This is a genomic window from Paenochrobactrum gallinarii (assembly GCF_014205685.1).
GTDB lineage: Bacteria > Pseudomonadota > Alphaproteobacteria > Rhizobiales > Rhizobiaceae > Paenochrobactrum > Paenochrobactrum gallinarii.
Map to the genome: position 1 here is coordinate 33,307 of NZ_JACIIU010000006.1, position 22,405 is coordinate 55,711.

General features: G+C 50.7%; 21 protein-coding genes and 1 pseudogene. 14 read left to right on the forward strand and 8 right to left on the reverse strand.

Annotated features, from left to right (window positions below):
- Positions 1 to 192 precede the first annotated feature (192 nt).
- The 7 genes from phoB to FHS77_RS08195 all read right to left on the reverse strand — a co-directional run bounded on the left by phoB (position 193) and on the right by FHS77_RS08195 (position 7,181).
- Positions 193 to 879 (reverse strand): phosphate regulon transcriptional regulator PhoB, encoded by a 687-nt coding sequence (phoB, locus tag FHS77_RS08165; RefSeq protein ID WP_184222197.1) that lies wholly within the window; start codon positions 877 to 879, stop codon positions 193 to 195.
- Positions 880 to 1,059: 180 nt separating this feature from the next.
- A complete protein-coding gene (gene phoU, locus FHS77_RS08170) occupies positions 1,060 to 1,782 on the reverse strand; it encodes a phosphate signaling complex protein PhoU (protein WP_184222199.1) in 723 nt (240 codons plus the stop codon).
- A 34-nt stretch (positions 1,783 to 1,816) separates the two neighbouring features.
- The gene (pstB, locus tag FHS77_RS08175; RefSeq protein ID WP_184222202.1) at positions 1,817 to 2,590 is read right to left on the reverse strand and encodes a phosphate ABC transporter ATP-binding protein PstB; all 774 of its coding nucleotides are present in this window, start codon (positions 2,588 to 2,590) and stop codon (positions 1,817 to 1,819) included.
- Positions 2,591 to 2,652: 62 nt separating this feature from the next.
- Positions 2,653 to 3,981, reverse strand: a complete 1,329-nt coding sequence (gene pstA / locus FHS77_RS08180; RefSeq protein ID WP_184222204.1) for a phosphate ABC transporter permease PstA — start codon at positions 3,979 to 3,981, stop codon at positions 2,653 to 2,655.
- Positions 3,981 to 5,444, reverse strand: a complete 1,464-nt coding sequence (gene pstC / locus FHS77_RS08185) for a phosphate ABC transporter permease subunit PstC (RefSeq protein WP_184222206.1) — start codon at positions 5,442 to 5,444, stop codon at positions 3,981 to 3,983. The genes pstA and pstC overlap by 1 nt, the downstream gene beginning before the upstream one ends.
- Before the next feature lie 136 nt (positions 5,445 to 5,580).
- A complete protein-coding gene (locus FHS77_RS08190; protein ID WP_184222208.1) occupies positions 5,581 to 6,627 on the reverse strand; it encodes a PstS family phosphate ABC transporter substrate-binding protein in 1,047 nt (348 codons plus the stop codon).
- Between the two features lie 203 nt (positions 6,628 to 6,830).
- A complete protein-coding gene (locus FHS77_RS08195; protein WP_374786226.1) occupies positions 6,831 to 7,181 on the reverse strand; it encodes a YbaN family protein in 351 nt (116 codons plus the stop codon).
- Positions 7,182 to 7,892: 711 nt separating this feature from the next.
- Between FHS77_RS08195 and FHS77_RS08200 the strand changes: the two genes are divergently transcribed.
- The gene (locus FHS77_RS08200; RefSeq protein WP_184222210.1) at positions 7,893 to 8,258 is read left to right on the forward strand and encodes a septal ring lytic transglycosylase RlpA family protein; all 366 of its coding nucleotides are present in this window, start codon (positions 7,893 to 7,895) and stop codon (positions 8,256 to 8,258) included.
- A gap of 14 nt (positions 8,259 to 8,272) precedes the next feature.
- Here FHS77_RS08200 and dps read toward each other — a convergent pair whose 3' ends face one another.
- Entirely contained in the window at positions 8,273 to 8,764 is a 492-nt protein-coding gene (gene dps / locus FHS77_RS08205) for a DNA starvation/stationary phase protection protein Dps (RefSeq protein ID WP_184222212.1), read from the reverse strand.
- Positions 8,765 to 8,969: 205 nt separating this feature from the next.
- Here dps and tsaB point away from each other — a divergent pair, with 205 nt between their 5' ends.
- The 13 genes and pseudogenes from tsaB (at position 8,970) to nusA (ending at position 22,345) form a co-directional block, all read left to right on the forward strand.
- A complete protein-coding gene (tsaB, locus tag FHS77_RS08210; protein WP_184222214.1) occupies positions 8,970 to 9,674 on the forward strand; it encodes a tRNA (adenosine(37)-N6)-threonylcarbamoyltransferase complex dimerization subunit type 1 TsaB in 705 nt (234 codons plus the stop codon).
- Between the two features lie 57 nt (positions 9,675 to 9,731).
- Positions 9,732 to 10,235, forward strand: a complete 504-nt coding sequence (locus tag FHS77_RS08215) for a GNAT family N-acetyltransferase (protein ID WP_374786227.1) — start codon at positions 9,732 to 9,734, stop codon at positions 10,233 to 10,235.
- A complete protein-coding gene (olsA, locus tag FHS77_RS08220) occupies positions 10,232 to 11,035 on the forward strand; it encodes a lyso-ornithine lipid O-acyltransferase (protein ID WP_184222216.1) in 804 nt (267 codons plus the stop codon). The genes FHS77_RS08215 and olsA overlap by 4 nt, the downstream gene beginning before the upstream one ends.
- A gap of 59 nt (positions 11,036 to 11,094) precedes the next feature.
- A complete protein-coding gene (miaB, locus tag FHS77_RS08225) occupies positions 11,095 to 12,528 on the forward strand; it encodes a tRNA (N6-isopentenyl adenosine(37)-C2)-methylthiotransferase MiaB (RefSeq protein ID WP_184222218.1) in 1,434 nt (477 codons plus the stop codon).
- Between the two features lie 60 nt (positions 12,529 to 12,588).
- Positions 12,589 to 13,653, forward strand: a complete 1,065-nt coding sequence (locus FHS77_RS08230; RefSeq protein WP_184222220.1) for a PhoH family protein — start codon at positions 12,589 to 12,591, stop codon at positions 13,651 to 13,653.
- A 151-nt stretch (positions 13,654 to 13,804) separates the two neighbouring features.
- Complete coding sequence (gene ybeY, locus FHS77_RS08235; RefSeq protein ID WP_184222222.1) at positions 13,805 to 14,299, forward strand: rRNA maturation RNase YbeY; 495 nt, start codon at positions 13,805 to 13,807, stop codon at positions 14,297 to 14,299.
- 2 nt (positions 14,300 to 14,301) lie between these two features.
- Positions 14,302 to 15,384: a hemolysin family protein gene (locus tag FHS77_RS08240; RefSeq protein ID WP_184222224.1), complete on the forward strand. Its 1,083-nt coding sequence runs from the start codon at positions 14,302 to 14,304 to the stop codon at positions 15,382 to 15,384.
- Between the two features lie 80 nt (positions 15,385 to 15,464).
- A pseudogene (gene lnt, locus FHS77_RS08245) lies at positions 15,465 to 16,943 on the forward strand (apolipoprotein N-acyltransferase); the annotation flags it as partial.
- 289 nt (positions 16,944 to 17,232) lie between these two features.
- A complete protein-coding gene (locus FHS77_RS08250) occupies positions 17,233 to 17,643 on the forward strand; it encodes a helix-turn-helix domain-containing protein (protein WP_184222228.1) in 411 nt (136 codons plus the stop codon).
- 206 nt (positions 17,644 to 17,849) lie between these two features.
- Positions 17,850 to 19,115 carry a methionine adenosyltransferase gene (gene metK / locus FHS77_RS08255; protein WP_184222230.1) on the forward strand — a complete coding sequence of 422 codons (1,266 nt, stop codon included), beginning with the start codon at positions 17,850 to 17,852 and terminating at the stop codon, positions 19,113 to 19,115.
- Between the two features lie 11 nt (positions 19,116 to 19,126).
- Complete coding sequence (trmB, locus tag FHS77_RS08260) at positions 19,127 to 19,828, forward strand: tRNA (guanosine(46)-N7)-methyltransferase TrmB (protein ID WP_184222232.1); 702 nt, start codon at positions 19,127 to 19,129, stop codon at positions 19,826 to 19,828.
- Positions 19,829 to 20,002: 174 nt separating this feature from the next.
- Positions 20,003 to 20,686, forward strand: coding sequence for a ribosome maturation factor RimP (rimP, locus tag FHS77_RS08265; protein WP_246431273.1), 684 nt, complete (start codon positions 20,003 to 20,005; stop codon positions 20,684 to 20,686).
- A 54-nt stretch (positions 20,687 to 20,740) separates the two neighbouring features.
- Positions 20,741 to 22,345: a transcription termination factor NusA gene (gene nusA / locus FHS77_RS08270; RefSeq protein WP_184222234.1), complete on the forward strand. Its 1,605-nt coding sequence runs from the start codon at positions 20,741 to 20,743 to the stop codon at positions 22,343 to 22,345.
- Positions 22,346 to 22,405: the final 60 nt, after the last annotated feature.

The window sequence follows — 22,405 nt, forward strand, 5'->3', positions numbered from 1 at the left end:
AACCGGCGCCGCGCACGCATGTCTCCCGAAAGTGGGCACCGGTTTCGGGATGAAGACATGCGCTCAGAAAAACTGTGCGTCTCTCACCCTTAACCGAAAGAGTAACCGGCGCCGCGCACGCATGTCTCCCGAAAGTGGGCACCGGTTTCGGGATGAAGACATGCGCTCAGAAAAACTGTGCGTCTCTCACCCTTAACCGAATGAGTAACCGGCACCACGCACAGTACGGATCGGATCGGTTGAGCCATTCGGGTTAATAGCTTTGCGCAGACGTCCGATATGCACGTCCACGGTGCGGTCATCCACGTAAATATCTGCACCCCAAACACCATCCAGCAATTGGCTGCGGGAAAATACGCGCCCTGGTGCCATCATGAAATATTCAAGCAGGCGATATTCTGTCGGGCCCAGATGCACTTCCTTGTCTTTACGGTAGACACGGTGCTGCTGGCGGTCGAGGATGAGGTCGCCGACTTTCAGCACATGCGAAAGCAAGCTCGGATTGGCACGACGCAGCATGGCTTTGACACGGGCAATCAGCTCAGGTGTGGAAAAAGGTTTGACCACATAGTCATCAGCACCAACGGCCAGACCACGCACACGCTCGCTTTCTTCGCCACGTGCTGTCAGCATGATAATCGGCAGACGTTCGGTCTCTGCGCGCTGGCGCAAACGACGGCATAGTTCAATGCCGGAAACACCTGGCAGCATCCAATCCAAAATCAACAGGTCGGGCACATCTTCGCGTAAAGCAATTTCTGCTTCATCGCCGCGCATGATGGTTGTGACCTGATAGCCTTCCGCTTCCAGATTATAGCGCAGCAAAACACTCAGCGCTTCTTCATCTTCCACGACGGCAATTTTGGGGGCATGTGACATCACAAGGTTCCTTCAGTCAATTGGCGCAAAAGTCAGGCTGTGCAGTTGAAATCTAAGGTTGGCAGGCTGAAATTGCGACAAAACAAGGGTGCAGAGCGGGAGCACCGCTCTTGAAAACTGCATATTAAACCGTTGGCGGACAATGAATTTCATTAAAATCTTGTCCGCCTTTCCGGTCATTTAAGGTTTACTGGCTTCATCCACGATGATGTCGTGGCTGAGGTCTTCCTTCGGCCGTTCAGCCGGCATTTGCAGGCCGGTGACGATGTAATAAACCGTTTCGGCAATATTGGTGGCGTGGTCGCCGATGCGTTCAATGTTTTTGGCGCTGAACAACAAATGGGTGCAGGAAGAAATATTGCGCGGATCTTCCATCATATAGGTGAGAAGTTCGCGGAAGATTGAGGTGTACATGGCATCGATTTCATCATCGCGGTCACGTACAATATTGATCTGTGCCACAGAGCGGGTGGCATAGGCATCAAGCACTTCTTTCAGCTGGGTGAGAGCCAGTTCGGCCAAGGTTTCAAGGCCACGATAAAGCTTGACGGATTGGCGGGTGTCGGAAACAGCCGCGACGCGCTTGGCAATGTTTTTGCCCAGATCGCCAACGCGCTCCAGATCAGCGGAAATACGGATAGCACCGATGATTTCGCGCAGGTCAATTGCCATTGGCTGACGCTTGGCAATGATGGTGATGGCCTTGTCGTCAATCTCGCGTTCTGCTGCATCAAGAAACAGATCGTCTGCAATGACGCGCTGTGCCAGCTCATTGTCGGCATTGACGATTGCGGCAATGGATTGCTCGACCATACGCTCGGCATGGCCGCCCATTTCGGCAATCTTATGGGCCAAGAACTTCAGTTCTTCATCATATGAGCGGACAGTGTGTTTTATAGGCATGAAAAAACCTCTTAAAAGAATATAGATACAACAATCAGCCGAAGCGGCCGGTGATGTAGTCCTGTGTCCGTTTTTCTTTTGGTGCGGTGAAGATCGCTTCGGTTTCGCCTTCTTCGACAATATTGCCAAGATGGAAAAATGCTGTTTTTTGCGAAACACGCGCGGCTTGCTGCATGGAGTGGGTGACGATTGCAATGGTATAATTCTGGCGCAATTCGTCGATCAGCTCTTCGATTTTGGCGGTCGCAATCGGATCAAGCGCCGAGCAAGGCTCGTCCATGAGGATAACTTCAGGGCTGACCGCAATAGCGCGGGCAATGCACAGACGCTGCTGCTGACCACCGGAAAGGCCGGTGCCTGCATCATGAAGGCGGTCTTTCACCTCTTCATAAAGGCTGGCTTTTTTCAGGCTGGTGATAACGGTTTCTTCCAGATCGGTGCGGTCTTTGGCAAGGCCGTGAATACGCGGGCCATAAGCCACATTGTCGAAAATGGATTTCGGAAAAGGATTAGGCTTTTGAAATACCATGCCAACGCGGGCACGGAGTTCCACCACGTCAATTTTCGGATCGTAAATATCTTCATTGTCGAGGGTGATTTTGCCTTCAACGCGACAGCCTTCAATCGTATCATTCATACGATTGAGCGAACGCAGGAAGGTGGACTTGCCGCAACCCGAAGGGCCGATCAGGGCGGTCACCATCTTTTCAGGAATGTCGAGATCAACTCCGAACAGCGCTTGTTTTGCGCCATAAAATACGCTGACTTTTTCACCGCGCATTTTGATTGGTTGGGCGCTGAGGTTCATTTTAACTCCCGGTGTGTTGTCCTGAGGATGTTCTGATACATAATTCATCGTTAAGGCTCCGCTTACCAACGACGCTCGAAGCGACGGCGCAGGATGATGGCAGCAATGTTCATAATGGCCAAGAATGCCAGAAGTACAATGATGGCACCGGATGTGCGCTCCACAAAGGCGCGCTCGGCTTCGTTTGCCCACATGAAGATCTGAACCGGCAGCGCGGTAGCAGGATCAAGTGGTGAAACCGGTACGTTGGCTACGAATGCAACCATACCAATGAGAAGCAGTGGTGCAGTTTCACCCAAAGCCTGCGCCAGACCAATAATGGTGCCGGTGAGGATGCCCGGCGCAGCCAGCGGCAGCACATGATGGAATACCATTTGGGTTTTGGATGCGCCAAGACCCAATGCTGCGTCACGAATAGATGGTGGAACAGCGCGGAGTGCCGCACGGGTGGCAATGATGATGGTTGGCAGTGTCATCAGCGAGAGCACCAGACCACCCACGAGTGATGCCGAGCGTGGAAGGCCGAAGAGGTTGATGAAAACAGCAAGCCCCAGCAGACCAAAAACGATGGAAGGAACCGCTGCCAGATTGTTGATATTGACCTCCACCAGATCGGTAAAGCGGTTTTTCTTGGCAAACTCTTCCAGATAAATGGAAGCAGCAACGCCAACAGGCAGCGCGACGCCAAGCACGATCAGCATCATGTAAAGTGAGCCGACAAAGGCGACACCCAGACCTGAAGTTTCAGGGCGGCTGGATGCGCCAAAGGTGAAGAGACCACTGTTGAAACTCTGTCCCATCACACCTTCTTCTGAAAGTGTGTTCATCCATGTTACCTGACGGTCGGAAACTTTACGGTTTGCTTCCGGAACGCTCAGATCAATCTGGCCTTTAAAGGCAGAATCAATGTCGGCACTGGCAAGGAAATTGATATTCTTGGTGGTGCCGATCAGAGACGGATTATCCATGACCATCTGGCGCAGCTGTACGCGCACACCATCAGAATAGAACTTGCCCAGTTCACGCATGGCGGATTTGTCACTGGCAGGAACGTTCAAATGCTGGGCCAAAGCATTGCGTACCAAAACCGGATAATTGGCGGTTATCAGCACATTCGGGTCTTCTGCCCGCTTATTGCCCGGGTCAATTACTTTTTGTTCCAGCATGACCGGAATACTGACAGTGGTCTGCCAGAAAGCGGTATAGCCTTTGGAAAAAACGGTAAAAAGCAAGGCGCAGAGGAAAAAGACACCGATGCAGATAGCCAGAACGCCATAAAGGCGGAAACGGCGTTCAGAGGCGTAGCGGCGTTTGATGCCGATATCACGGCGCGCTGGTTTTGCACTCATCGGGGCACCTGTAGAATTGGAAGAAAGGCTGGTATCACTCATCAGTCGTACTGCTCCCGATATTTGCGAACAATATAGAGCGCAAAAATGTTCATGATCAGCGTCAGAAAGAACAAGGTGATGCCAAGGGCAAAAGCGACCAAGGTCTGTGGTGAGTTGAATTCAAGGTCACCGGTCAGCTGATTGACGATTTTAACGGTAATAGTGGTCATGGCTTCAAACGGGTTGAGCGTCAGATTGGCGGCAACACCGGCAGCCAGTACCACAATCATGGTTTCACCGATTGCACGCGAAGCGGTGAGAAGCAGCGCGCCGACAATGCCCGGAAGAGCCGCAGGCAGCACGACTTTTTTGATCGTTTCTGATTGTGTCGCACCAAGGCCGAGCGAGCCGTCACGCATAGAATTGGGTACCGCGGTGATGATGTCGTCGGAGAGCGAAGACACAAACGGGATCAGCATCACGCCCATCACCAGACCAGCGGTGAGTACGCTCTGCGCCATGATGAAACCCTGACCGCCTGCAATGGCGATACTAAGATCACGTAAGAACGGACCAACTGTGACCATGGCAAAGAAGCCGTAAACGATGGTCGGGATACCGGCCAGTAGCTCCAGCACCGGCTTGACCACACTGCGCACTTTTGGGGAGGCATATTCTGCCATGTAAACGGCTGAAAACAGGCCAACCGGCACCGCAAAGAGCATTGCTACAAAAGCGATATAAAGTGTACCGGCCAGAAGCGGGATAAGACCAAACTGACCAACAGCGCCATCAGAACCGGCGGCTGCAAAGCGCGGATCCCATACGGTGCCGAAGAAGAAGTTGGAGAAAGAAACAGACTGGAAGAAAGTAATCGTCTGAAACAGCATTGAGAAGATAATGCCGATGGTGGTTAAAATGGCGATGCCAGAAGCGGCAATCAGACCCCAGAGGACGATTTTCTCAACATTGTTGCGCGCACGGGTGCGCACTTTAATGGTGGCCATACCAAAGACCAGACCGGCAAGGGCGAGTACAATGGCGATAGCGGTTCCGGTTTTTTGTGCAACTGCGGATGCCTTCGTCCAATATTGCGCAATCGGCACCATGAAGTCCTGGCCTTCAGTGGCAAGCGCAATGCCTTTATTGCCCATATATTCGCGCACCGCCTGATAATCTGTCGGCAGAGCTTCTTTTTCAGCAGGTGAAAGGCGCTCAATACCTTTGGCAAGGCCACGAACCATGCTCAAATTCAGATTATTATTGCTTGTTGAAACGTCTGAAAGCTGAGATGTCGCATTGTGCTCAATATAGGTCGAGGAACCGATAAGCCAGATGACGAGAAAGATGGTGGCAGGCAGGGCAGAAACTAAAAACACCCACCAGCCGTGATAATGAGGCCGTGAGTGCATTTTTTCGTTTTGGGGCACGGATTTATATTGTGAAAGCGCTTTCTGACGCCCCATAAAAAATCCAGCCAAACCGATCAGTATGACTGTGAGTAAAACCAGCAAGGCGGACATTCAATTTCCTTAAAGCGCGCTATGTAAACTTTAGTGAAAGTGTTTAGACGATTATGCTTATGCAGCGGAAAAACCGCAAAGTCTTGAAGTGTATAAATGCGACCGGCACAGGCCGGCCGCATTTACAGTTGTTGTCTTATTTAGCAGCGAGGACTTTACCGGCTGCAAAATCAGCGCGCTGTGCTTCGCGCTCTGCTTCAGGGGCAGGAACCAGACCATATTCAGCCAATGGGCTGTCCGGGCCAACCATCTGGTCGGCCAGGAAGAAGTCTACATATTCTTTCAGGCCTGGGATAACACCGAGATGCGCTTTTTTCACGTAGAAGAACAGTGGGCGCGATACCGGATATTCGCCGGAAGCAACGGTTTCAGCTGAAGGAACAACGTCATTGACGGTTGCTACACGCAGCTTGTCAGCATTGTTTTCGTAGAAGTAGAGGCCGAAAACACCAACACCGGTTTTGTTTGAGTCGATGCGGGCGAGCGTTTCGCTGTAATCGCCATCGATATCAACGGCTTTGCCGTCTTTACGCACTGCGATACAAGCCGAAGCTGCTGCTTTGCCATCAAGACCGGTGGCTTTGATAGCGTCCAGAGCGCCGGCAGCTTTACAGCCTTCAGCCAAAACTTTTTCTTCGAAAACTTCACGGGTGCCGTGCTTTTCACCAGGAATGTAGGCAGCAATGTCCCAATCCGGCAGAGCAGCGTTAACCTGATTCCATTTGGTGTTTGGATTGTCGACGAGCTTGCCGTCTACGATCACTTTTGCAGCCAATGCCTGATAAAGATCAACCGGCTTCAGCTTCCATTCAGGGCCCTTTGCATCGGTTGCAAAGACGATACCATCATAACCGAAGCGAACTTCCTGAACATCTTTAACACCTGCTTCGATGCAGGATTTCAGTTCGGAATCTTTCATTGCACGGGAAGCATTGGCGATATCGATTGTGTTTTCACCAACACCTTTACAGAATTCTTTAATACCTGCACCCGAACCGCCGGATTCAATCACCGGAGTTTTAAAGTCTGGGTAGGTTTCACCGAAAGTTTCGGCAACGATTTTTGCATATGGCAGAACGGTTGAAGAACCAGCGACTTGGATCTGATCGCGAGCGGAAGCTGCGGAAACGGACATAACAGCCGCGATAGCCAGTGCAGCGGTTGTGGAAATCAACGTGTTCATAGGAGTAGCTCCAGTTGGGTAAAGACAATGACGTTTAATGTCACTAACCGTCTAGGCGCTGTTTATTACAGTCATATGACAGTAATATTACAGCTTTGTGTCATATGAATTTTATCAAGAAATAACGGGCATTTTTTAAGTGTGGCTTTAGCCGTTTGGACGGCGTTTATTATGTTTAGCCGTTTGGACGGCGTTTATTATATCTAGCCGCTTGGACGGCTGGCAACATAAAGTGCGCTGGCCAGCATGAAGATACCAACTGCCAATGCAAGCCAGAGGCCGGGCTGCGCACCCCACCAAAAAATCGCATAGCCCAATGTCATGCCCCCGCAGGCAAAGAACTTGGCTTTAACCGGCACTGCACCTTTTTCGCGCCATTTAATCAGCATGGGGCCGAATTGCGGATGCGCTAAAAGCTTTGCTTCAAATTTGGGCGAAGAACGGCCGAAAAACCATGCCGCCAGAATAATGAAGATGGTTGTCGGCATAACAGGCAGAAATGCCCCGATAATGCCAAGCGCAAGCATCATAAAGCCGAGCAGCATATAAATAATCCGTTGTGCTTTTGACGCAACGCTTCCACGGCTGGCTGTTTCTGCCCCGTTTGGTTGTGCATTGCTGTCGTCAGGTTGCGGATTGCTCACTGCATGTCTTTCAAAGTGCCGATGTCGATAAATGACGGACGATTATTCTGATACTGCTTTGTGCATGGAATCGCCAGTGTACAAAGTGCCGGATTGACTAAAACCAGTGTAAAAAAGTAGACTTTACATAATCACAAACTGTTGCGCCGTGTTACTTTATGCGGTTCATGCATGTTTCTCGCCACGAAAAAGCCACAAATGTTAACTGTGTCGATGGGCATGAACACTTGGGTGCAGAATAAAAATCGCCTCAATGCGCATACAGGTTCCATTTCACAATAGTGAAAATAGCGGGCGTCACTTTGAAAAGGTAAGATTTAACGATTTTTCCCAGTGGTACATTGGTGGTAATCATATTTTAAAATTAATTCATGTGAATATAATCACGGCGTGGAAAATCTATACTGCAATATAAATTGTATAATTTGGGATCTTGGGATGATTTTCCTTTTAACTATAGATTCAAAATGCCTTAAATCATCTTTATTTCGTCCACTTGAGCGCCACATTTACCGGCCAATCGGGCAGCGTTTTTAAAATCTGCCTTTTATTGCTTTCAATAAGAAACGGTAAAAGTGCGGCTTTGCAAATCCTGAGATGCAATTGTGGACGCTTGAGACGATGAAAAAATATCTAGCTTTATTGGCCGTTGGTATGGCTTTTGCGTTTTCCGCTAATACGGCGCTGGCCGCTGCCGGACAATGCGGCGGTGCCTCATGGTATGCGCTGACCTCTAAAACCGCGTCAGGTGAGCGAATGAACCCGTCGGCTATGACCGCTGCACATCGCACATTGCCATTGGGTACAAAAATTAAAGTCACCAATCAGGCGAATGGTAAGTCGCTGGTGGTGCGGATAAACGACCGCGGCCCTTTCATCAAAGGCCGCGTGCTGGATTTATCAAAAGGTGCGGCAAGCCGTTTGGGCTTTATCAATGCCGGTCATACAAAAGTTTGCATTACACAAGTTACCGCTAAAAAGGGCTGATAGCATTTAAAGCTTTAGTTCTTTTCTTGCAGGTGCGCTTCGAGGAACCACAGGGATTTGTCGAGGTCGCGCGAGGCAGCCGTCAATACGTCAGCTGAGGTTTCATCACCGGCTTCATCGGCATCCTTGATGGACTGGCGCACCAGATTAGCCACATCCGCATAGCGTTCGATCAGTGCATTGAGATGATCGTGAATATTATAAATATCGGTCGGATATGGTTTCAGTTTGGTGTCATTACCGACAGTTTGGACTGTTCCAAAAGCGGTACCGCCTAATTGGACAACGCGCTCGGCGATCGTGTCGGTATGCTCATCCAGACTGTCGCGGAAGCCATCAAGCATTTCATGCACGGCAATAAATTGCAGGCCTTTAAGGTTCCAATGCGCCTGCTTGGTTGCCAGTGAAAGATCAAGCGTTGCCGCCAGATTTTGATTAAGCAGGGAAATAACCGTTGCCTTAGCATTGGATGGCAGATCGTTACGTGTGTTATGGGTTTTAGCCATTATATCCTCGCTTACTTTACAAAATATCATATGCGTGGTTCATGCGATCGGGAGCCCGCAAGAGTCACATTTCTTTATACTAAACGCTGTTAATGACAGTTGGTTCCTTCTCAATAACAGGTTTATATAAAATATAGTGTTTCTGGTTGCGGAAAAAAGGCTTGGAAGCTTGCCGGATCGCAATATCTGTTTTACCTGATAGATTATGAAAATACTTGCCCTTGATACTGCGGCCTCATTTTGTGCTGCCGCGCTTTATGATAGTGAAAAAGCTTTAGTGCTGGCGCAGCGCCGTGAAAATATCGGCAAAGGCCATGCTGAAGTGCTGATGGCTTATGTGGATGAAGTGCTGGCAGAGGCAAAGATTGATTTTCACCAGATTGATCGCGTTGCGGTTAATGTGGGGCCGGGTTCTTTCACCGGCGTGCGCATTGCTGTTTCTTCAGCGCGCGGTTTTGCTTTAGCACTGAAAACGACAGCCATTGGCGTCAGCGCTTTTGAAGCGCTTTGTGTGCAAGCGCAGGAAAATAATAGCGGGCGTCCGGTTTTAGTGCTGCTTGATGCGCATCGCGGCGAAATTTTTGCACAAAGCTTTGATGAAACTGGTGTGCCGGAAACGGAACCTTTGGCACTGACCTTGGAAGAGGCAGTCGCATTATGTGCCGGAAAACCTGATCATGTGCTGACGGGGTCGGCTGCGCCGGCTGTTAGTCAGGCGCTGGGTGAAAGCCGCATGATTGCGCAAACGGAGCCAACCGCAGATATTGCTGTTTATGCGAAAATTGCAGCTTCAAAGCAGGCGGGTGAAGCACCAAAGCCGCTTTATTTGCGCGGGCCTGATGCCAAGCCGCAGGTTGGTTTTGCTCTGCCCAGAAAAGCAGAATCCGGCCAGAACGAGCAGGTATCATAGGGGTGAGGCGAAAAGTACAAAATGTGCGGCCTGAGGGGCAAGTTATCAGCGAAGAAAATAATGGGACGTTTGATGGAGCACTTTGGTAAAAAAGGCTTTTCAATTGCGCCATTGACGCCTGATGACAGCGCTGCGCTGGAAGATGTGCATATGGCCTCTTTCCATCAGGGCTGGAGTGAGCAAGATTTTCGCGGGCTGTTGAGCGAGCCGACAGTGTTTGGCTTTTTGGCGCGCCCTGAGGGCGAACCAAACAAAATGGCCGGATTTGTGCTGGCGCGTCTGGTGGTAGATGAGGCTGAGATTCTGACCATTGCTGTGGCTACCGCTTCGCGTAAATTAGGTGCCGGACACGGGCTGATGGATGCTGTTTTGCGCCATTTGCACCATGAGCGGGCGGCAAGCCTGTTTTTGGAAGTGGATAAAAGCAATGTGGCGGCGCAGGCACTTTATAATCGCCTTGGCTTTATCAAAGTAGGTGATCGCCCCAGCTATTATCAGCATGCTGATGGTACTTTTGCTTCAGCGTTGATTTTACGCCGTGATCTGGTGGCTGCCACATGATCGGTGCTGTCAGAATCATTTTTGTGCTGGCGGCTTTCATTCTGCTGGTGGTTTCGCTGGTGCCGTTTCAGTATGTTTTCATGAAGCTGAACCATGTATTCCAGCGCCGTTTGCCGCGTTTTTTTCATCGCTTAGTGGCAAGGCTTTTTGGTTTTCGCGTTAAAACCATTGGCACGATGAGCGAAGACCGCCCGCTATTACTGGTATCGAACCATGTTTCATGGAGCGATATTATTGTGCTTTCAACCGTCGGCGAAGTGTCCTTTATCGCTAAATCCGAAGTGCGGACATGGCCGGTTTTTGGTTATTTGGCGTATTTGCAACGCTCGGTTTTTGTCGAGCGGGCAAAGCGCGGCAAAACCGGCAAGCAGGCTTCTGAAATTGCCACAAGACTGGCTGCGGGCGATGCAATGGTACTGTTTCCTGAGGGGACAACATCAGATGGTAACCGTTTATTACCGTTTAAGACGGCGCTTTTTGGTGCTGCCCATGCTGCCATCCGTGAGGGCGGCGTGAGCCAAGTGACAGTTCAGCCAGTTTCCATCGCCTATACGGGTGTGCATGGTATGCCGATGGGGCGCTATCATCGCCCGATTGCGTCCTGGCCGGGTGATGTCGAATTAATGCCACATCTGAAAGGCATTCTGAAAGAAGGTGCAATTGATGTGGAAATTACTTTCGGTGAGCCGATGGTGATTGATACCAATACCGACCGTAAGCTTTTGGCCAGAGTGATGGAAGAGCGGGTACGCTCGCAATTGCAGTCCTCGCTTCTCGGGCGCGAAATTAAACCGGACTGATGGAAATATCATCAGACTAACTATTCTCAAACGGCGATAAAAGGTTTAGAAGCCAGCCTATGAGCACTCTTGAAACGACCCTGACCCCTTCTTCGTCCCTTGAAGCTGATGCAAAAACAGCTGCAAACACACCGGCAAGCACGGATGCCAATCCGCGCAAGGTTTTTGTGAAAACTTATGGCTGCCAGATGAATGTCTATGACAGTCAGCGCATGGCCGATAGTTTGGCGGCGGAAGGCTATGTCACGACCGAAACGCCTGAAGATGCGGATCTGGTTCTGCTCAATACATGTCATATTCGTGAGCGCGCTTCTGAAAAACTTTATTCAGCTCTTGGTCGTTTGCGTAAACTTAAAGATAAAAATGCTGCCAAGGGCAAAGAGCTGACCATTGGTGTGGCTGGTTGTGTCGCACAGGCCGAAGGACAAGAAATCCTGCGCCGTGCGCCTTCAGTTGATCTTGTGATCGGCCCGCAGACCTATCACCGCTTGCCGCAGGCACTGGCTAAAGTGCGCGATGGTGAAAAGGTTGTTGAAACCGAATATGCGCTGGAAGATAAATTTGAACATCTGCCGGCACCGCAGCGTGAAGTGGTGCGCAAGCGCGGTGTTTCCGCATTCCTGACAGTGCAGGAAGGTTGCGATAAATTCTGCACATTCTGCGTTGTGCCTTATACACGCGGCTCAGAAGTGTCGCGCTCGGTTGCGCAAATTGTTGCCGAAGCTGAAAAGCTTGTCGCCGGTGGTGTGCGTGAGATTACCCTGCTTGGCCAGAATGTGAACGCATGGCACGGGCTTGGCGATGATGGTCGCGAATGGGGCTTTGGTGAATTGCTTTACCGTCTGGCCGAAGTGCCGGAGCTGACACGACTTCGTTATACCACCAGCCATCCGCGTGACATGGATGATGCACTGATCAATGCGCATCGTGATCTTGATATACTGATGCCTTATCTGCATCTGCCGGTGCAAGCTGGTTCTGACCGTATTTTGAAGGCGATGAACCGCAAACATAAGAGCGATGATTATCGTCGTCTGATCGAACGTATCCGTGAAGCACGCCCTGATATGGCGCTTTCGGGTGACTTTATTGTCGGTTTTCCGGGCGAAACAGATCAGGATTTTGAAGATACGATGCAGCTGGTGCGTGATGTAAAATATGCGCAAGCCTATTCGTTCAAATATTCAAGCCGTCCCGGAACACCGGGCGCAGATCTGCCGGATCATGTGGATGAAGCGGTTAAAGACGAGCGTTTGCAGCGCTTGCAGGCTTTGCTCAACGAGCAGCAATATGCGTTTCAGGATAGTCTGGTTGGTAAGAAAACCAGCGTGCTGATTGAAAAGCCGGGTCGTGAAGAGCATCAGATGGTTGGTCGCTCTCCTTGGTTGCTGCCGGTTATTATTGATAATAATCACGACCAGATCGGTGATATTATTGATGTTGAAATCATTTCCACAGGAACCAATAGTTTGGTTGCGAAAAAACTGTCTTAAAGGCATGATAAGACCATCATATAGTTTCGCGGGTGTTTTTCGTGTCATGAGGAGAGCCGGTTGAGCGCTACAGAACAGCTGAAGACCGATAAGAGTAAGACTGAAACACAGACCAAATTATCTAATGGCGCTTCGGATATGGCGCATATAGTGCTGACTTTTGACAATAATCGTCATGCGATTGCGCTTTACGGGCAGTTTGATGAAAATCTGGCACGCATCGAGCAAAAGCTCGGTGTGGATGTACGCTCCAAAGGCAATGAGCTGACGATTCGCGGCACACCTTCAGCGACCGAGCAGGCGCGACGCGCATTGGATGAGCTTTACGGTTTTTTACAAAAAGGGCGTGAGATTACGCTTTCCGATGTGGATGGCGCTTTGCGTATGGCCGGAAATATAACCACGACTGCGGAAGGCCAATTGCCGCTTCCTACAATGGAAAATAAAGGCAAGCTGGCTTCTGCTCAAATTTCCACCCGCAAGAAAACCATTTTTGCCCGCACGCCGACACAAGATGCCTATATGCGCGCGCTTGATCGTTCGGAGCTGGTTTTTGGTGTCGGGCCTGCGGGTACGGGTAAAACCTATCTGGCGGTTGCCCATGCAGCGATGCTGCTGGAACGCGGACTGGTTGAGCGCATTATTCTGTCACGTCCGGCGGTGGAAGCGGGCGAGCGTCTGGGCTTTTTGCCGGGCGATATGAAAGAGAAGGTCGATCCTTATCTGCGTCCGCTTTATGATGCGCTTTATGACATGATGCCTGCCGATAAGGTGGAGCGTGCTTTGACGGCCGGTGTGATTGAAATTGCACCGCTTGCTTTCATGCGCGGCCGTACCCTTGCGCATGCAGCGGTTATTCTGGATGAGGCGCAAAATACCACCTCCATGCAGATGAAGATGTTTCTCACCCGTTTGGGTGAGGGCTCCCGCATGATTGTCACCGGTGACCCGAGCCAGATTGACTTGCCGGCCGGTCAGAAATCCGGCCTTGTTGAAGCCTTGCGCATTCTGGATAATGTCGATGGTGTTGTGACGGTTCGCTTCACCCAGAAAGACGTGGTGCGCCATGCGCTGGTGGCGGCAATTGTTGAAGCTTATGACAATGACGGCAGATCGGCAGGTTAAGTGGCACAATTATGAGGTGTGAGCCTTGTATTTTGTGATGAGCGCTATGATCTATTCATGTTTATATGCTATTTAATACGACCTTAGAGTTTGTAAGAGAAAGGACTATGCGTCAGCCGGTTTCTTAATAGCCGCAACTGCCGTTTTAAAAGTGATCGACATCGATATATTGATAGAGGCAGAAGGCTGGCCCGAAGAGGACGCCTTACTCCAAGTGGCGCAAAAAGCGGTTGATGCCGCATGGAAAAGCCTATTTACCGATGATGGGCAAAGTGAGTTAAGTCTCGTTTTTACCGATGATGCTTCTATTCAGGAGCTGAATGCGCAATGGCGCAATAAGGATAAGGCAACCAATGTTTTGTCTTTTCCGGCCTTTCCTGTCAAAGCGGGGGCGAAGCCCGGACCAATGCTCGGCGATATTGTTATCGCGCGGGAGACGGTGATGCGTGAGGCGCAGGAAGAGGGAAAACCCTTCGAGCATCATTTGAACCATATGATCGTGCACGGCTTTTTACATCTGCTTGGCTATGACCATGAAGATGATGCTGAGGCCGAACTTATGGAGCAATGGGAGCGCGATATTCTGGCCGCTCTTGCTATTCCTGATCCTTATTCACAAACCCTTTCACCTAACAAAGCCGGTTGACCATGTCTGATCAAACTAGTGTTCCTCCGTCGGGCGATGCCCCGCAAAATGCTGATCCGGAGGGGCAGAGTACGCACAGAGCCTCTCCAGCAGAGAAGCGCTCTTTCTTAGGCAATTTCTTGCCGTTTTTACGCAGTCGCCAAACATCTTCATTGCGTGAAGATCTGGCAGACGCTCTGTCCGGGCAGGACAGTACCGATACGGTTTTCTCGCCTGAAGAACGGGCGATGCTCAATAATATTTTGCGCTTGCGCGAAATTCGCGTTGAAGATGTGATGATCCCGCGCGCCGATGTGGAGGCAGTGGAAATCTCAACGCCGCTTGGCGACGTTCTGGAGCAATTTGAAAAATCCGGCCATTCACGCATGCCGGTCTATGCTGAAACGCTAGATGATCCGCGCGGTATGATTCATATTCGCGACGTGTTGAATTTCATCACCCGTCAGTCACGTCAGAAGGCTGGCCGCCGTAATGGTGCAGCCGCTAAAACTGCCGGCACAACACCCACCAAATTTGATATTGGCCGCATTGATCTGACCAAGACAATCGGCGAACTTAACCTGATGCGTAAAGTGCTGTTTGTGCCGCCATCTATGTTGGCCAGCGGCCTTATGGCGCGTATGCAGGCCAGCCACATTCAGATGGCGCTGGTTATTGACGAATATGGCGGCACCGATGGTCTGGTGTCGCTGGAAGATATTGTTGAAATGGTCGTCGGTGATATTGAAGACGAGCATGATGACGAAGAAATCATGATCTTGCAGGAAGCGGACGGCATTTTTGTCGTTGATGCCCGTGCGGATCTGGACGAACTGACCGAGCAAATCGGCCCGTCTTTTGTCGTTGGCGAGCATGGCGAAGATGTGGACACTGTCGGCGGTCTGATCTTCTCGGTGCTGGGGCGTATTCCGTCGCGCGGCGAGGTGGTGCAGGCCATTCCGGGTTATGAGTTTCATGTGCTGGAAGTTGATCCGCGACGCATTCGTCGGGTGCGGATTATTCCGCTGTCTGCAGCCGATCGTCGTCGTCAGGCGCGCGCCGGTGTAGCTACAAAATCCGGCGAAGAACATCTGACAGAACATTAAAAACCAAACAGGCGAAAACTATTGTGTCTGCAATGCTTTTCGCCTGTTATTGAACTGATCTGCACCTGGTAGGGATTTTCATGTTTGCGCAATTGGCTCAAAAAATAACCCTGTCAGGGAAATGGCCGCATCGCTTTTTAAGCTTGCTGGCCGGTCTGCTTTTGACGCTGGCGCTTCCTCCATATGACTTTTTGCCGGTTGGTTTTATCGCTTTTCCGATGCTGGTGTGGCTGCTTGACCGGCCTGTTACGCAAACCGGCAAAGGCTGGTTGCGCAGGCATTTGCCTGCCTTTGCGACCGGCTGGTGGTTTGGCTTTGGCTATTTTGTCGGTGGCTTATGGTGGATTGGTGCCGCACTTTTGGTGGATGCCGAGCAATTTGCATGGGCTTTGCCGCTGGCCGTTTTGGGGCTGCCTGCTTTTTTAGCGGTTTTTTATGGCTGTGCCACGGTGCTGGCAAAGCTTTGCTGGTCGCCGGGTTTGGGGCGTATTCTGGCGCTGAGTCTGGCCTTTGGTCTGGTTGAATATGTGCGCAGCTTTATTCTGACCGGATTTCCATGGAATGCTGTCGGTTATACGGCAATGCCGACCCCCTTATTCATGCAATCTGCTAAGCTGATCGGATTGAGCGGCATGAATGTGCTGGCGGTTATGGTTTTTGCGATGCCGGCCTTGCTGGCTGCCAAGCGTCACAGGTTAGGCGGCATGGCTGTTGGGGTGGCGCTTGTTGCTTGTCACTTAAGCTATGGCGCATGGCAACTTCAACAGCCGGTTGAGGTGGCGGCAAACAGCCCGCATATCCGTATTGTGCAACCATCGATTGCGCAGGATCTCAAATGGGATAATGCCGAGCGACGCAATATTTTTGAGCGTCATTTAAGCCTGACGGCGCAAGCACCGGAAAATGGTGCGCCGCGTCCCGATATTATTATCTGGCCGGAAACATCTGTTCCTTATATTTTGAGCCAGACGTCGGATGCCTTGGCGCGTATTGCTGAAGTATTGCAGGACGGGCAACTGTTAATGGTTGGCGCAGTGCGTGAGGAAGAAACACCGCAGGGGCTCAATTATTATAACTCAATCACCGTGATTAATGATCAGGGCTTTATTGTCAGCTCTTTTGACAAGGTGCATCTGGTGCCTTTTGGCGAATATTTGCCACTGGAAGGCGTTTTGCGTGTGCTGGGTTTACAAGAAGTTGTGGAAATGCCAGGCGGCTTTAAAGCCGGAAAAAGCCGCCATTCACTGAAAATCGGCGAGAAGCTGGCTATCCTGCCGTTGATTTGCTACGAGGCGATTTTTGCCGATGAGCTGGGCTACGAGGGAGAGCGTGCCAGTGCCATTGTCAATGTCACCAATGATGCATGGTATGGCAATACACCAGGGCCTTACCAGCATTTCCGGCAGGCGCAATTGCGTGCAGTGGAGCAGGGAATGCCGCTGTTACGCGCCGCCAATAACGGTATTTCGGCGATCACAGACAGTTATGGCCGAATCATCGCCTCGCTGAACCTGAATGAGGTTGGCGTGGTTGATGCGGTGTTGCCGCCGCCCAAAGATTAGCATGAGGGAGAGAATTAATTTACGCCAGACTTCGCACGAAATTTCGCGTCAGGCGTGGGCTTTATCTGAATTACTACTTTGTGGTTTATTAGCAATTGTGTATAAAAGAAAACCACAGCGCGATTGACATCGCAATATTCATCGGTTGTTATAGTTTCATCATGCTGTCATTTTGAAATCACATAGCAGCGCAGTCTCTGAAATATCACGTAATTTGAAATCGTATGGTGTTGTACCGTTGAGGGAAGCACTTGCAAGAAAGCTCGCAAATCGCGAGGAGCATTGAATGGTACAGAATAAAAAGAAGCCCAACCCAATTGATATCCACGTCGGCAGCCGTATACGCCTGCGGCGGAATATGCTGGGCTTCAGTCAGGAAAAGCTGGGCGAAAGCTTAGGCATTACTTTCCAGCAGATTCAAAAATACGAAAAAGGCACCAACCGTGTCGGCGCCAGCCGTTTGCAAGCCATTTCCTCCATTCTCAATGTTCCTGTTTCTTTTTTCTTCGAAGATGCGCCAGGCTCTGAAACCCAGGCTGCCGGTTTTGCCGAAGATAATGATTCAACCTATATCGTCGATTTCATGAATTCTAATGAAGGTGTTCAGCTGACGCGCGCTTTCACCAAAATTACCGACCCTAAAATCCGCCGCAAGATTATTGATCTGGTCAAGACGCTGGATCCGGAGGCGGAATAATCGTTTCCCTCAACAATTCGTGATGAGAAGAGTGTTATCGGCACAATTGCTGTTGACGCTAAAGAACTATGTTGGCAAAGACATAAAAAGTTAAGGTGATAGTTTCGGGCATGCACATTTCTTGTGTTTACATCCGAAAAATCGCCTTTACTGTGCTTGTCTGAAGCGGAGATCTGGCTCCGCAAGATTTTCTAGAGGGGTTTCCCGTGTCGCGCAGTTCTTATCTTTTTACCAGCGAATCCGTATCTGAGGGCCACCCGGATAAGGTATGCGATCGTATTTCCGACGAAATTGTTGATATGATTTATAAGGAGGCGCGCCGTTCGGGTGTCGATCCTTGGACAGTTCGTATCGCTTGTGAAACTTTGGCGACGACCAATCGGTTGGTCATTGCCGGTGAAGTGCGCGTGCCTGACACATTCCTGAAAAAGGATAAGCAAGGCAACGTCATTAAGGATGACAAGGGAAATCCGGTTATCAATCCGGCTCGTTTCCGCTCTGCCGCACGCAAAGCCATTCGTGAGATTGGTTATGAGCAGGATGGCTTCCATTGGAAGACCGTTAAAATCGACGTATTGCTGCATTCGCAATCTGCGGATATTGCGCAAGGCGTTGATAATGCTGCCGATCGTCAGGGCGAAGAAGGTGCAGGCGATCAGGGTATCATGTTTGGCTATGCCTGCCGTGAAACGCCTGATCTGATGCCGGCGCCGATTTATTATTCTCATAAAATTCTTGAGCTTCTGGCCGCAGCGCGTCATGGCAATGAGGGCGAAGCCGGCAAGCTTGGACCGGACGCTAAAAGTCAGGTTACCGTGCGCTACGTTAACGGCAAGCCTGCGGAAGTCACGCAGATTGTATTGTCGACACAGCATCTGGATGCAAGCTGGGATTCTGCCAAGGTTCGCACCGTTGTAGAGCCTTATATTTTGCAAGCGCTTGATGGTCTGCCAATTGCGCAGGATTGCGTATGGTATATCAACCCGACCGGCAAATTTGTCATCGGTGGTCCGGACGGCGATGCCGGTCTGACAGGCCGTAAAATCATCGTTGACACTTATGGTGGTGCGGCTCCTCATGGTGGCGGTGCATTCTCCGGCAAGGACACCACGAAAGTGGATCGCTCCGCTGCTTATGCTGCCCGTTATCTGGCGAAAAACGTTGTTGCTGCCGGATATGCGGATCGTTGCACCATTCAGTTGTCATATGCCATCGGCGTCGCACAGCCTCTGTCTGTCTATGTAGATCTGCACGGCACCGGCAAGGTGGACGAAGCTGCACTTGAAGATGCATTGCGCAAAGTTGTCGATCTTTCGCCAACCGGTATCCGCAAGCATTTGGATCTGAATAAGCCGATCTATGCCAAGACTGCTGCTTATGGCCACTTTGGCCGCAAGCCGGGTCGTGACGGCTCGTTCTCATGGGAAAAAACAGATCTGGGCAAGGCGCTTAAAAACGCACTTGTTGCCTGACGGAAATATTTATGTCGGATGAGATGAAAAAATCACGCGCGACCGAGGCTTTCTTCGGTCGCCGTCATGGCAAGCCATTACGCCCGCATCAAAAAATGCTGCGTGAAGGCTTGCTGCCTGAACTGCTGATTGATTTGAACGTGCCTGCCCCGCAGGATTTGCGCACGCTTTTTGCGGCTCCTGTTGAGAATGTCCGGATGGAAATCGGCTTTGGCGGCGGCGAGCATTTGATGCATGAAGCAGGCCGCACACCGCAAAGCGGCTTTATCGGCGTTGAGCCTTTCGTCAATGGTATGGCGAAAATGCTCGGCACTTTGCACGAGAAGCCATTGCAGAACATTCGTCTCTATGATGATGACGCAACGGAAGTGCTGGATTGGCTTCCTGATAATTCTCTGTCAGGAATTGATCTGTTTTATCCTGATCCATGGCATAAAAAACGCCATTGGAAGCGGCGCTTTGTAAGTCAGAAGAATCTTGATCGTTTCGCGCGGGTGTTGAAATCCGGCGGTCGCTTCCGATTCGCATCCGACATTGAATCTTATGTGAACTGGACATTGCAGCATTGCGATGCCCATGAAGCATTTGAGTGGCAGGCATCTTCTTCTGCTGATTGGAAAACACCTTATGAAGGTTGGCCGGGCACACGCTATGAAGCTAAGGCTTTCCGCGAGGGACGTGTCGGTGCCTATCTTACATTTATCCGCCGGTAGGCGGGTAAATGGTTGTTGAATGGGATGAATATTGCTACATCTGAACTGCGTACTTGAAAAGAACGTGAAAAGTCAGTATATTCATTTCAAATTCTTGGTCGATTGAACAAGGGTGGGTCCGGTCGGTCCCGCTCTTTTTTGTTTGATGATATAGCTATTAAGGAAAAATCTGGGTTGTCCGAACAATTAGACACTGCACAAACAAACGCTGCTGAAGCCGTGGCCGACACTCGCATCATTCGTGAAACCGGTGTTGATGCGAAGGTTGCAGCTATCGTCCAGCCTGTTTTGCAGGTGCTTGGTTTTCGGCTGGTGCGCGTTCGCCTGTCCGGCTTGAACGGCGCCACCTTGCAGATTATGGCTGAACGCTTTGACGGCACTATGACCGTTGAAGATTGCGAGCTGATCAGCCGCAACGTATCGCCGGCCCTTGATGTGGATGATCCGATCAGTGGTAAATATCACTTGGAAGTTTCTTCCCCTGGTATCGATCGCCCGCTGGTTCGCGTGTCAGATTTTGCTGACTGGTCAGGCCATCTGGCGCGTATCGAGACATCGATGATCATCAATGGCCGCAAAAAGTTCCGTGGTAAAATCACGACTCATGATGATGAAGGTGTGACGATTGAAAATGATCAGGTCGCTTATGGTCATGAACAGGTCGTAACCATTCCTTATGATGTCATTTCAGATGCACGTCTGGTTTTGACGGATGATTTGATTCGTGATGCCCTGCGTAAAGATAAAGACCTGCGTGAGGGACGTATTCCCGGCGATGAATTAAGTGGTGAGCCGGGCGAAGTGTCCGGTACTGATGCAGATGACGCTGAAGCAGGCGACGTCGGCGAAGAAAATTAAGATTTAAGCACCCGTCGAAGAGGAAAAGGCGGGCGCGGCACCAAGGAGAGACTTATGGCAGTCAGTGCAAACAGGCTGGAACTTCTGCAGATCGCCGATGCGGTCGCCCGTGAGAAGTCTATCGACCGCGAAATCGTAATCGCGGCGATGGCCGATGCCATCCAGAAAGCTGCGCGTTCGCGCTATGGTCAGGAAACCAATATCCGCGCTGATATTAATTCGAAGTCAGGCGAGATCAAATTGCAGCGTTTGCTGGAAGTGGTTGAACTGGTTGAAGATTACAATACGCAGGTGGCGCTGGAGACAGCACGCGAGCGTAATCCTGATGCGCAGATCGGTGACTTTCTGGCTGACCAGTTGCCGCCAATGGATTTCGGCCGTATTGCAGCGCAATCCGCCAAGCAGGTTATCGTGCAGAAAGTGCGCGAAGCTGAGCGTGACCGCCAGTATGACGAATTTCATGATCGTGTTGGTGAAATCATCAATGGTACTGTCAAGCGCGTTGAATATGGCAATGTGATCGTTGATCTTGGTCGCGGTGAAGCGATTGTGCGCCGTGACGAACTGATCCCGCGTGAAGCATTCCGCTATGGTGATCGTATTCGCGCTTATGTTTACGATGTTCGTCGTGAGCAGCGCGGTCCGCAGGTTTTCCTGTCGCGTACCCATCCGCAATTCATGGCTAAGTTGTTCACCATGGAAGTGCCGGAAATCTATGACGGCATTATCGAAATCAAGTCGGTTGCCCGTGATCCGGGTTCCCGTGCTAAAATCGCTGTTGTGTCGCGTGATTCCTCTATCGACCCTGTTGGTGCCTGCGTTGGTATGCGCGGTTCCCGTGTTCAGGCGGTTGTGGCAGAATTGCAGGGTGAAAAAGTGGATATTATTCCATGGTCACCTGATGCTGCTTCTTTCATCGTCAATGCCTTGCAGCCTGCTGAAGTTGCCAAGGTTGTTCTGGATGAAGATGCAGAGCGTATTGAAGTTGTGGTTCCGGATGACCAATTATCATTGGCAATCGGTCGTCGCGGTCAGAACGTGCGTCTGGCTTCGCAGCTGACCGGCTGGGATATCGACATCATGACCGAAAATGAAGAATCCGAACGTCGTCAGAAAGAATTTGCCGAACGTTCAGCATTGTTCATGGAAGCGCTCAATGTTGATGAGATGGTAGGTCAGGTTCTGGCTTCTGAAGGTTTTGCTTCTGTTGAAGAGCTGGCCTATGTGGAAGCAGAAGAAATTTCGTCGATTGACGGTTTTGGTGATGAAACTGCCGGTGAAATTCAGGATCGTGCCCGTGAATATCTGGATCGCCTTGAAGGTGAACAGGATGCACGCCGTATTGAACTGGGTGTTGAAGACGAACTTCGTGAGCTGCCGGGCATGACCACAGGCATTATGGTTGCGGTCGGTGAAGATGGCGTCAAAACCATTGAAGATTTCGCTGGTTATGCGGTTGATGATCTGGTTGGCTGGCGTGAGCGTAAAGAAGGTGAGACAATCAACCATGCCGGTATTTTGTCCAACTTCGAACTGTCACGCGTTGAAGCAGAACAGATGATCTTGCAGGCACGTCTGAAGTGCGGCTGGATCACCGAAGAAGAAGCGGTTGCCACCGAAACAGACGATGGTGTCGAGACGGCTGAAGAAGCGGTTTAAGGTTTCTTGACGTTAAGGGGTTGGCGTTTGCGCGCCAACCTGCCATAAGGCGGGAGTTCT

What these genes read in the sequence shown, in the direction of transcription:
- pstA (WP_184222204.1), bottom strand. Translation starts at nt 3,981, where the DNA reads ATGAGTGATACCAGCCTTTCTTCCAATTCTACAGGTGCCCCGATGAGT.
- phoU (WP_184222199.1), bottom strand. Translation starts at nt 1,782, where the DNA reads ATGCCTATAAAACACACTGTCCGCTCATATGATGAAGAACTGAAGTTC.
- tsaB (WP_184222214.1), top strand. Translation starts at nt 8,970, where the DNA reads ATGAAAATACTTGCCCTTGATACTGCGGCCTCATTTTGTGCTGCCGCG.
- miaB (WP_184222218.1), top strand. Translation starts at nt 11,095, where the DNA reads ATGAGCACTCTTGAAACGACCCTGACCCCTTCTTCGTCCCTTGAAGCT.
- pstB (WP_184222202.1), bottom strand. Translation starts at nt 2,590, where the DNA reads ATGAACCTCAGCGCCCAACCAATCAAAATGCGCGGTGAAAAAGTCAGC.
- FHS77_RS08200 (WP_184222210.1), top strand. Translation starts at nt 7,893, where the DNA reads ATGAAAAAATATCTAGCTTTATTGGCCGTTGGTATGGCTTTTGCGTTT.
- nusA (WP_184222234.1), top strand. Translation starts at nt 20,741, where the DNA reads ATGGCAGTCAGTGCAAACAGGCTGGAACTTCTGCAGATCGCCGATGCG.
- FHS77_RS08190 (WP_184222208.1), bottom strand. Translation starts at nt 6,627, where the DNA reads ATGAACACGTTGATTTCCACAACCGCTGCACTGGCTATCGCGGCTGTT.
- trmB (WP_184222232.1), top strand. Translation starts at nt 19,127, where the DNA reads ATGTCGGATGAGATGAAAAAATCACGCGCGACCGAGGCTTTCTTCGGT.
- FHS77_RS08240 (WP_184222224.1), top strand. Translation starts at nt 14,302, where the DNA reads ATGTCTGATCAAACTAGTGTTCCTCCGTCGGGCGATGCCCCGCAAAAT.
- pstC (WP_184222206.1), bottom strand. Translation starts at nt 5,444, where the DNA reads ATGTCCGCCTTGCTGGTTTTACTCACAGTCATACTGATCGGTTTGGCT.
- dps (WP_184222212.1), bottom strand. Translation starts at nt 8,764, where the DNA reads ATGGCTAAAACCCATAACACACGTAACGATCTGCCATCCAATGCTAAG.
- FHS77_RS08250 (WP_184222228.1), top strand. Translation starts at nt 17,233, where the DNA reads ATGGTACAGAATAAAAAGAAGCCCAACCCAATTGATATCCACGTCGGC.
- phoB (WP_184222197.1), bottom strand. Translation starts at nt 879, where the DNA reads ATGTCACATGCCCCCAAAATTGCCGTCGTGGAAGATGAAGAAGCGCTG.
- olsA (WP_184222216.1), top strand. Translation starts at nt 10,232, where the DNA reads ATGATCGGTGCTGTCAGAATCATTTTTGTGCTGGCGGCTTTCATTCTG.